Source organism: Ruegeria sp. BG3, from assembly GCF_056538485.1.
The window spans coordinates 288,267-296,849 of the sequence record NZ_JBQFTE010000007.1 but is presented as its reverse complement, the minus strand read 5'-3'; the positions used below and the strand labels follow the sequence as shown (position 1 = coordinate 296,849).

General features: G+C 54.9%; 7 protein-coding genes and 1 pseudogene. 4 read left to right on the top strand and 4 right to left on the bottom strand.

Features of this window, described 5'->3' with window-relative positions; genetic code table 11:
* Positions 1 to 1,552 (bottom strand): fasciclin domain-containing protein (locus ACR0AI_RS13325; protein WP_480701351.1); only part of this gene is annotated, 1,552 nt, incomplete at its 3' end.
* Between the two features lie 130 nt (positions 1,553 to 1,682).
* Here ACR0AI_RS13325 and ACR0AI_RS13320 point away from each other — a divergent pair.
* Complete coding sequence (locus ACR0AI_RS13320) at positions 1,683 to 2,480, top strand: DUF6502 family protein (RefSeq protein WP_480674236.1); 798 nt, start codon at positions 1,683 to 1,685, stop codon at positions 2,478 to 2,480.
* Positions 2,481 to 2,523: 43 nt separating this feature from the next.
* Positions 2,524 to 3,405: a DUF5666 domain-containing protein gene (locus ACR0AI_RS13315; protein WP_480674238.1), complete on the top strand. Its 882-nt coding sequence runs from the start codon at positions 2,524 to 2,526 to the stop codon at positions 3,403 to 3,405.
* A 191-nt stretch (positions 3,406 to 3,596) separates the two neighbouring features.
* Here ACR0AI_RS13315 and ACR0AI_RS13310 read toward each other — a convergent pair.
* The 3 genes and pseudogenes from ACR0AI_RS13310 to ACR0AI_RS13300 all read right to left on the bottom strand — a co-directional run bounded on the left by ACR0AI_RS13310 (position 3,597) and on the right by ACR0AI_RS13300 (position 6,932).
* Positions 3,597 to 4,304: pseudogene (locus ACR0AI_RS13310) on the bottom strand (IS6 family transposase).
* 70 nt (positions 4,305 to 4,374) lie between these two features.
* On the bottom strand, positions 4,375 to 6,078 hold the full coding sequence (locus ACR0AI_RS13305; protein WP_480674240.1) for a SulP family inorganic anion transporter: 1,704 nt from the start codon (positions 6,076 to 6,078) through the stop codon (positions 4,375 to 4,377).
* 572 nt (positions 6,079 to 6,650) lie between these two features.
* Positions 6,651 to 6,932 carry a winged helix-turn-helix transcriptional regulator gene (locus tag ACR0AI_RS13300; protein ID WP_480674242.1) on the bottom strand — a complete coding sequence of 94 codons (282 nt, stop codon included), beginning with the start codon at positions 6,930 to 6,932 and terminating at the stop codon, positions 6,651 to 6,653.
* A 214-nt stretch (positions 6,933 to 7,146) separates the two neighbouring features.
* Between ACR0AI_RS13300 and ACR0AI_RS13295 the strand changes: the two genes are divergently transcribed.
* Positions 7,147 to 7,755: an NAD(P)H-dependent oxidoreductase gene (locus ACR0AI_RS13295; protein WP_480674244.1), complete on the top strand. Its 609-nt coding sequence runs from the start codon at positions 7,147 to 7,149 to the stop codon at positions 7,753 to 7,755.
* Complete coding sequence (locus ACR0AI_RS13290) at positions 7,742 to 8,461, top strand: glutathione S-transferase family protein (protein WP_480674246.1); 720 nt, start codon at positions 7,742 to 7,744, stop codon at positions 8,459 to 8,461. Before ACR0AI_RS13295 ends, ACR0AI_RS13290 begins: the two co-directional genes overlap by 14 nt.
* Positions 8,462 to 8,583: the final 122 nt, after the last annotated feature.

The following is an 8,583-nucleotide window of genomic DNA, read 5'->3' as shown; positions in this document are numbered from 1 at the left end:
GAGCAAAGACGGTGATGTCGTCGGCGTCCCGCACAAGGCCGTCCAGACCGGCCGTTTGCAGCGCCATCACAAGAATGTTGAAGTCATCCGACCCGGCCGCAATGTCCACGATGTTGGGTCCATTGCCCGGAATGTCGATGGGCAGCAGGACGCGATCGATGACCTGAATGGTGCCGTTGGAAGCCGCGATGTCCGGTCCAACGATGTTGGGGTTGTCGATATCGGGTTCATTGTCGACCAGCTCAGTGCCCTCCGAGCCGAAAGTCGCACCGTCCAGCAGGGTCGTGACCTGATCCGCGGCATCGACCTCGGCCGCCGTTTTGGCACCGGGAGAGACGTGGTAGGACAGGATGTTCTGCAACAGCGGGATCGGGTCTCCGTCCGGGGCAAGATTGGTCAGAGCGCCGGCGATGAAGCCGAAGACAGCGCCTTCGTCGGTCGTGTCTCCCTCAAAACCCAGATCGACGGCCAGCTGCGTGAAGGCCGTATCGGTCGGAGCAAAGACGGTGATGTCGTCGGCATCCCGCACAAGGCCGTCCAGACCAGCTGTTTGCAGGGCCATCACAAGGATGTTGAAGTCATCCGAACCGGCCGCGATGTCCACGATGTTGGGCTCATTGCCCGGGATGTCGATGGGCAGCAGGACGCGGTCGATGACCTGAATGGTGCCGTTGGAGGCCGCAATGTCCGGTCCAACGATGTTGGGGTTGTCGATATCGGGTTCATTGTCGACCAGCTCTGTGCCTTCCGAGCCGAAAGTCGCACCGTCCAGCAGGGTCGTGACCTGATCCGCGGCATCGACCTCGGCCGCCGTTTTGGCACCGGGAGAGACGTGGTAGGACAGGATGTTCTGCAACAGCGGGATCGGGTCTCCGTCCGGGGCAAGATTGGTCAGAGCGCCGGCGATGAAGCCGAAGACAGCGCCTTCGTCGGTCGTGTCTCCCTCAAAACCCAGATCGACGGCCAGCTGCGTGAAGGCCGCATCGGTCGGAGCAAAGACGGTGATGTCGTCGGCGTCCCGCACAAGGCCGTCCAGACCGGCCGTTTGCAGCGCCATCACAAGAATGTTGAAGTCATCCGAACCGGCCGCGATGTCCACGATGTTGGGGGGAATATCGCCTGCTCCAAGATCGCCATACGCCAAACCGGCCCCTTTAACGTTCGACGCGCTCACAACTGTCAAAGATGTGCCCGCAGGAGGAACATTGCCGAGAAAGGTGAAATTGTCAGGTAAAAACCCGGGTTGTTCGACTTCCACCAGCTTGTAGATCTCACCATCGTCGCCCGAAAGCTCCCACACGTTCTCGGCGTAGATCCGGCCGTAGTAGCCGACGGTCTCGTCGCTATCGGCCCTGGTCAGTGTTGCGGTTTGCCCAGACAAGTCATCCCCGAATTCATTGAACCTCGCATCGCCTGAAAGGTTCTCGTCATTGTCCGAGACAGAAACTTCCACCGTCGGGCTGAGTGGCAACGTGAATTCCGCGTTCAGTTCGATGCGTCCTGACCCAAAAAGGTCTGCATTCTCAAAAGCGGTAAATTTGTAAGTCGCCATCACGTGTTCCTCCGGATGTGTCCAAATTGCGTGTGTAATTTTCACACAGTTGACGGACGAAATGTCGCGATGCTGAAAAATGACAAGGGGAGGCGTGGAATTTTTTCACACGAAGCCATAGTGTTTCATCATGAGCGGCAAGCATTCTCTTACCAAGTCGGTTCTGTTCGAACATGCGATCAAGGCGCTATTGCGCCCTTTGACGCGTGCGCTGATTGCGCAGGGGATGACCGCGCCACAGCTCTATCACTTTGTAAAACAAAGCTATGTAGACACTGCGATAGAAGAACTCGGCCCCGAGGCAACGGACAGTCGGGTCAGCGTCATGACGGGTGTTCATCGTCGCGACGTCAAGGCGATGCGGGCCCATGATACGTCCGACATCAAACCGGTTCAGCGGCGCGTTTCTACACTCGCGACTGTTGTTGGACGCTGGATGACCGATCCGAAACTCACGAATGAATCGGGCCATCCAAGGCCGATGACGCGGGCCGAGTTTGATCAGCTGGCGGCCCAAACCAACCGCGACATTCGCCCCAGAACTATTCTAGACGAACTTCAGCGTCAGGGTCTTGTAACCGATGACGACGCTTTGCTTACGCTTGATCCCAAGGCCGTTTTCGGCCCCGAAGATCTGGATCAGAAGCTCGATTTTTTTGCCCGTAACCTTGGTGACCACATGGAGGCAGCTGTCGACAACCTTTTGGCTGAGACCCCGCCTCATTTTGAAAGGGCCGCATTCTTCAACTGCCTTGCAGAAACATCATTGGACGCGCTTGAGGCTGAGGCCCGCAAGACCGGTGCAGAGGCGCTGCGCAAAGTGGCGCAAGAGGCCGCCTCATATCAACAGATCGACCACGAAGAAAAGTCGGCCACACACCGTTTTCGATTTGGTATCTATTTTTATCGAGAAGACGAAGAAGAGTGAGTTTACTACGATGACCAGTTGTCGCCCCAATCGCAGAACATTCATGTCTTCCGGGTTGTGTGCAACTCTGTTGCCGGGCGCGGGGTGGACGCAGTCGACAAAACGCGATGTCGAAGGTGGTCTTGGGGGCACTGGGATTGTTGGTGTTCTAGTGGATTTTGGAAGTTTGATCCTAGCCGGTCAGACCGTTCAAACAGGCGAACAGACCCGCGTCGAGACGCGATTTGGACCTTTGCCCGTTGATCAGTTACGTGCGGGGGACAGCCTGACAGTCGAGGCCGAGCGTTTCGCCTCGGGCACGGTGATCGCGCGGCGGGTAGAGCTGACTTACCCGCTTGTGGGGGTGGTGACCGCGCTTGACACCAGCGAGGGCACGCTAACGGTCAACGGTGTCGCTGTTTTCTTAGAAACGCGGATCACGGGGTTTGGCATTGGGGACCGAGTGGCTGTTTCTGGTTTGTGGCGCGGGGATACTGTTGTTGCCAGTCGCATTTCCAAGGCTCCGGGCCCTTTGGATTTGGTGGCGGGAACGGTTGGTCGTGGCTATGTCTCGGGTGTGCAGCTTTCCAGCGGGGCAACCACACTGGGGCAAAGCGGGCGGTTTGCGACGGTTCTTGGACGCTTTGACACGACGAAGGGCGCGATGGACGTGCAGAAAATTGAATTTGACCGCTTTACCGGCGCTGCGGGGCCGCTCAAATCACTTTCTGTCGAAGGCTGGTTGGAACCAACCAGTGCGGCTCCCGGTTTTCGGATCGCCGGATTGGGGCACAGTTTTGCAAGAAACCTGAACCTTGCGCCGTTTCAAGACCAGCGGGTTTTGTTCAGTGGTCCCTATACGGGCCGTTTCGCAGCAAATTCGGCGTTGGTTCTTCCCGATAACCCCGGCGCGCGGAGGCGGCTGCTTTTAGAAACAACCCTGTGAAACGGACAGGGCGTCTGACCAGCTTGCTTCTCTGGCTTCATCATCGATCAGATGCGCCGTGATCTACAGCCGTGCTCCATCATAGTATGGCGTCCCTTCGAGAATGAAGTCGGCGCCCAGTTGGTCGACAGTTTCCGAGGCGCTGTCAGACGAATTCGAACCAGTGTCAGTTTGCCGCGGAAACCGCGAACCTATCCGGAACAGAGTTGGCGCCACTCGGCAAGAGCGGCGGAACGGGTCAGCTTGAAGGAGTATCGGCTGGCTAGCGATCTTTCCTGGTTGAAGTGGTAGTATTCGGAGGAATGAACTGAAGCGAATTTCTGTAGACTAGGCATGCGCCTGAACCGGTGCATCGCGCGTTCGCGTCGTCGAAACGGCAGGTGAGAGTTCTCAACTCGATTATTTAGCCACCTGCCCGTCTGCTGTCTTTCGGTAGTGCCGAGCTCTCTGAGGGCAGCCCGATACGACGCTAAGCGATCCGTGACGACGGTTTCCGCTTTGCCGTTTCGCTTCATTAACTTCTTGAGGAATTTCAGTGCTGCCTGTTTGTTTCGACGTTTGGTGACAATAGCTTCCAGCACTTCGCCTTCGTGATCAACAGCCCACCAAAGACAATGACGCTTGCCATTCACCTTCACGAATATCTCGTCCAAGTGCCACTTTCATTTGGAGAATGCGCGCAGTTGCTGAACACGCTACCGTCTAATCTCAGCAGCAAACATCGGGCCAAACCTGTTCCACCAATGTCGGACAGTTTCGTAGCCTACGTCGATGCCTCGATCATGCAACAGATCTTCGACATTCCAAAGCGAGAGCGGGAAACGGACATACAGCATCACTGCAGAGCGGATGATCTCGGGAGTGGTTTTAAAGTACTTAAATAGCGACTGTTTAGTCATGCGCGAAGGCTACGAGAGCACCCTGTCCCGCTCAAGCAAAGTTCTTCTGAAAAGACCAGTTGGAATGCATTCAGCTATGCGATGTTCTGACTTCGTAGGCCTCGATCATCTCGTGGCCTGTTCGAAAAAAGAACTTCTTCGAGACAAGATTGGCTATTCCATAGCGTTCGAGTTCTGTCTCTATCGATGGTTCGGCGAAGAGAAACACGACATTAATGTTACGATCGTGGAGTGTTTGAATGGTTGATTTCAAAACGCTCCCGGCGGTGTAATCGATGTCGTCAATTGCAGAAGCGTCGATACAGAACCAGTTGGTCTTTTCTTCGACCGCGGTGACGATCTCGATAACCTCATTCGCAAATCGCTGCGCGTTTGCATAGTACATCCCGTGTGAGAAGCGGTAAACAATGAGCCCAGGTTCGAATTGCTCGGGTTTGTCGAGTGGTCGTGCCAGCCATTCCCCGTCTGGCATTTTGGAAATGATGGAATTCTTCGGTCGATACCCTTTACGCGTATGATCGATCAGCGAAAGAACCATCGCAAAAATGATGCCTTGTTCAACTCCGGTGGCCACGACCACCGCGGCCGTACCCATTGCGATCCCGAACTCAGTAGGCGCTTGAACGAAGATTTCCCGCAATCCGCGCAGGTCTATCAGCTTCAGACCAATCAGGAATACGACGGAGGACAGCACAGCCTCAGGCAAGAACGCAAGAGGCTGTGTAAAGAACAAGAGAACAAACAACACGACCAGCGCCGTAGTCAATTGGGCTATCTGGCTTTGGCCTCCGGCACCGGCAACCATCTCGGTCTTGGTCGGGCTTCCATTGACGACAAAAGTCGCGCTGAATGCCGCGCCAATATTGGCAATTCCAAGCCCGACAAGATCGGTATCTTCGTTGAACTTTTCGCCGTAGCGCGCAGCATAGGCGCGAGATGTCGCAGCACTCTGCGCCAGGATGACGACGAGTATCGCCAGCGCTGTAGGGAGCAGCTGTTTGAATGTCGTCCAGTTCCAGTCAACCTGCGGGATAGAGAGTGAAGGCAAACCGCTCGGCACGGGGCCAAGCAAGGCAATCCCGTTTCTTTCGAAATCAAAAAACCAACTTAGTCCGATGATTCCGATGACAGCAATCAATGGCCCAGGCACCTTTGGGGACAGGCGTTTCGCTCCGATCACAATGACCAAAACTGCGGTCGCAATCGAAAATGTCGCCCAACTGATCTGACTGATGTTCTGATAAGCGCTTGAGAGTTTCTGGACCGTGCCATGACCGCTCGTTTCAATGCCTAAAATCCCAGGTAACTCGCCCAAGGCAACCTGAATACCAACACCGGTCAGAAAGCCGACCAGAACCGTTCTTGACAGGAAATCGGCCAGAAACCCCAGACCGACGACTCTGGCCGCGATCAAGAGAATACCTGCCATCAGCGCCAAAAGCGAAGCAAGCGCCATGTATTCAGAAGAACCACTTACAGCCATGCCAGCCAAGGCTGATGCAGTGATGGCAGCAGTCGCCGAGTCTGCGCCAACAACAAGGTGGCGTGAAGATCCGAATATCGCGAAAAGCGTCATCGGAATCATAATCGTATACAGCCCGGTAATGACCGGTGTTCCTGCAATTTTTGTATAGCCCATAACCTCGGGTATCGCGAGGCACGCGAAGGTTACTCCTGCAAGGATTTCGGCCGGAAGCTTGGCCGGAACAATAGGCAGAACTCCCTGCAGAACCGGAAGGGATGATCCGTGAGAATGAGACGTTTTGTCAGACATTCGAATGTTGCACTTTCGGGTTAGCCCACGCGTGGCAGCAGAAGCTATTTCTCGTGATCGCACCGGCGTTTTTCGGATGCATGGAACTTTTTGCAGATTTCCTCGAATTTGCAACGTCCGGTTTCTGCGTTTTTCTCACGTTCTACAAACGTGATACTGCTCGGCAGCGAGTTGGAGCTTTCCCCGAACAACAGACGTTCGCTCCAACTTGTTTGAACGTCAGCTCTGCTGACATAGCGGAAATCGCAATACATATCTAATGGTCATTGCCGCCGCTTACTTCGCAAAGTCGCTGCCTCGGTGCGGCCCCCAAAGCAGCCGTTCGCTTTGGATGCCAGAACCTAGTTCAATAAAACTCGTTGCCTGAGCGACAGCTGTTGTGTCACTTGTCGGTTCAAACGGCACTGAACGGCCGGCAGGATTTTGTTCGCACTGCTTTTTTCGGGAAAGCAAAGGCTTGGATTACTATTCCAAGTAACCTTGTCACTTCATCCGCAGATTGGTGACACCCTCATTCGGTGCGCGGTCAGAAAAACTCTAGCTTTCAGATCATTGAACAAAGACTTTAGTCATCACTTTAAGCCGTTAGGCAGCTCCTCGCTCCACTTTCGCAATTCGTCGAGAAACCCAAGTGCCGAGCGGCCAAGGTCAGTGATAGAATACTGCACGGAAACCGGAGCGGTATCCATCACGTATCGGCTCACCAGCCCCTGCGCCTCAAGTTGACGTAGTCTTTCGGTAATCATCTTTTTACTTGCCCCGCCGATCATGCGCGAAAGATCGTTGAAACGAACAGGTCCATCCCTAAGATGCCACAAGATCGAACCTGTCCACTTTCCGCCAATGATCCGCATACCGCGCTCGATTGCACATGGCTCATGACACGCCTCTGAGACATGTCGGCGCCCTTTGGCATCCTCATTAACTCGCGCCCGCATCGTCGTCCTTTCGCTCAGACAGCTAGGTTACCAAAAGTATACTAGTTGATTTCTCATACCTACACTCTCAAATGCTATTTGAACCCGCTGAAAGTCAAGGGTTCAGAGATTGCACAAATAGGATATGGACATGAGCAAAATCCTGATCGTGAACGGCACTCAGCCCTACGAATTCGCCCCCGGACAGTTGAACGCCAGCCTCATCAAGCGGGCGCGCGACACGCTGACGGCAATGGGCCACGACGTTCGCGTGGCCACCGTCGCCGACGGCTATGACTCGAATGCTGAGGTTGAGGCGCACCTCTGGGCCGATACAGTCATCATGCAGTTCCCGGTGAACTGGATGGGTGTTCCGTGGATCTTCAAGAAATACATGGATGAGGTTTATACGGCCGGCATGGACGGTCGTATGTGCGCAGGCGACGGTCGAACGACTAACTCACCCAAGGCCAATTACGGCACCGGCGGCACGCTAAATGGCAAGAAATACATGCTGTCAGTTACCTTCAACGCCCCGAAAGAAGCGTTCGATGATGCGGCCGAGCCTTTTTTTGCGGGTGCCAGCGTCGACGACCTACTAGCACCGACGCACTTGAACGCAAAGTTCTTTGCCATGCAGCCCCTTCCGACTTTTGCTGCATTTGATGTTATGAAGAACCCGGAAATCGAGGCCGATTTCGCTCGATTTGACGTACATCTGAAAACCACATTTGCAGAGGTTGAACATGTCCCAGCCTGATATCCATCTTTATACTGCGGGAACGATGAACGGGTACAAGCCGGTTATCTTTCTAGAGGAGGCAGGTGTCCCTTACGAGCTGACTCACATCAACTTTTCCAAGCAGGAACAAAAGGCGCCGGATTATCTGGCGCTGAACCCTAACGGAAAGATCCCGACAATCGAGGATCGTTCGGAGGGGCGCGCCATCTTCGAATCCGGTGCGATCCTGTGGCATCTGGCCGAGAAATACGGAAAGTTCTTGCCTTCGGATCCGGTCAAACGGTCCGAGGTGATGCAGTGGCTTCTTTTTCAGGTCGGCCATGTAGGCCCCATGATGGGACAGGCAATGTATTTCCAGCACATTGCAGCGCCCAATGGCCACGAAGAGCCCTTTTCAATCCGCAGATACGTAGACGAAAGCCGTCGCTTGATGGAGGTGATGAATACACGTCTGGACGGGCGTGAATGGATCGCTGCGGACGAATACACCATTGCCGACATGATGCTGTACCCGTGGGCGCGTTCTTATGTCTGGGCCCGGGTGGATGTATCGGACCTTCCGCATCTGAACGCCTGGTTCGACCGCATTGATGCCCGGCCCGCCGTGCAGCGGGCGTTGACGATTCCCAAGGCCAACCCTCAATTCTGGGACGCCGACGCAGATGCCAGCGCCTTTGCCAAGGAAAACGCAGCGCGGTTTTCGAGCGATGTGAAAGGAAGCTGAAGCGGTGAATGCCGGGCATTTCCGGCATGATCACCACACGATCGGACTGGAAATTCCAGTGCGCCCTCGCTGAACAACCGTTGCAGGGTTGCAAGGCGAGGGTCTCCACGACAACCTTCATC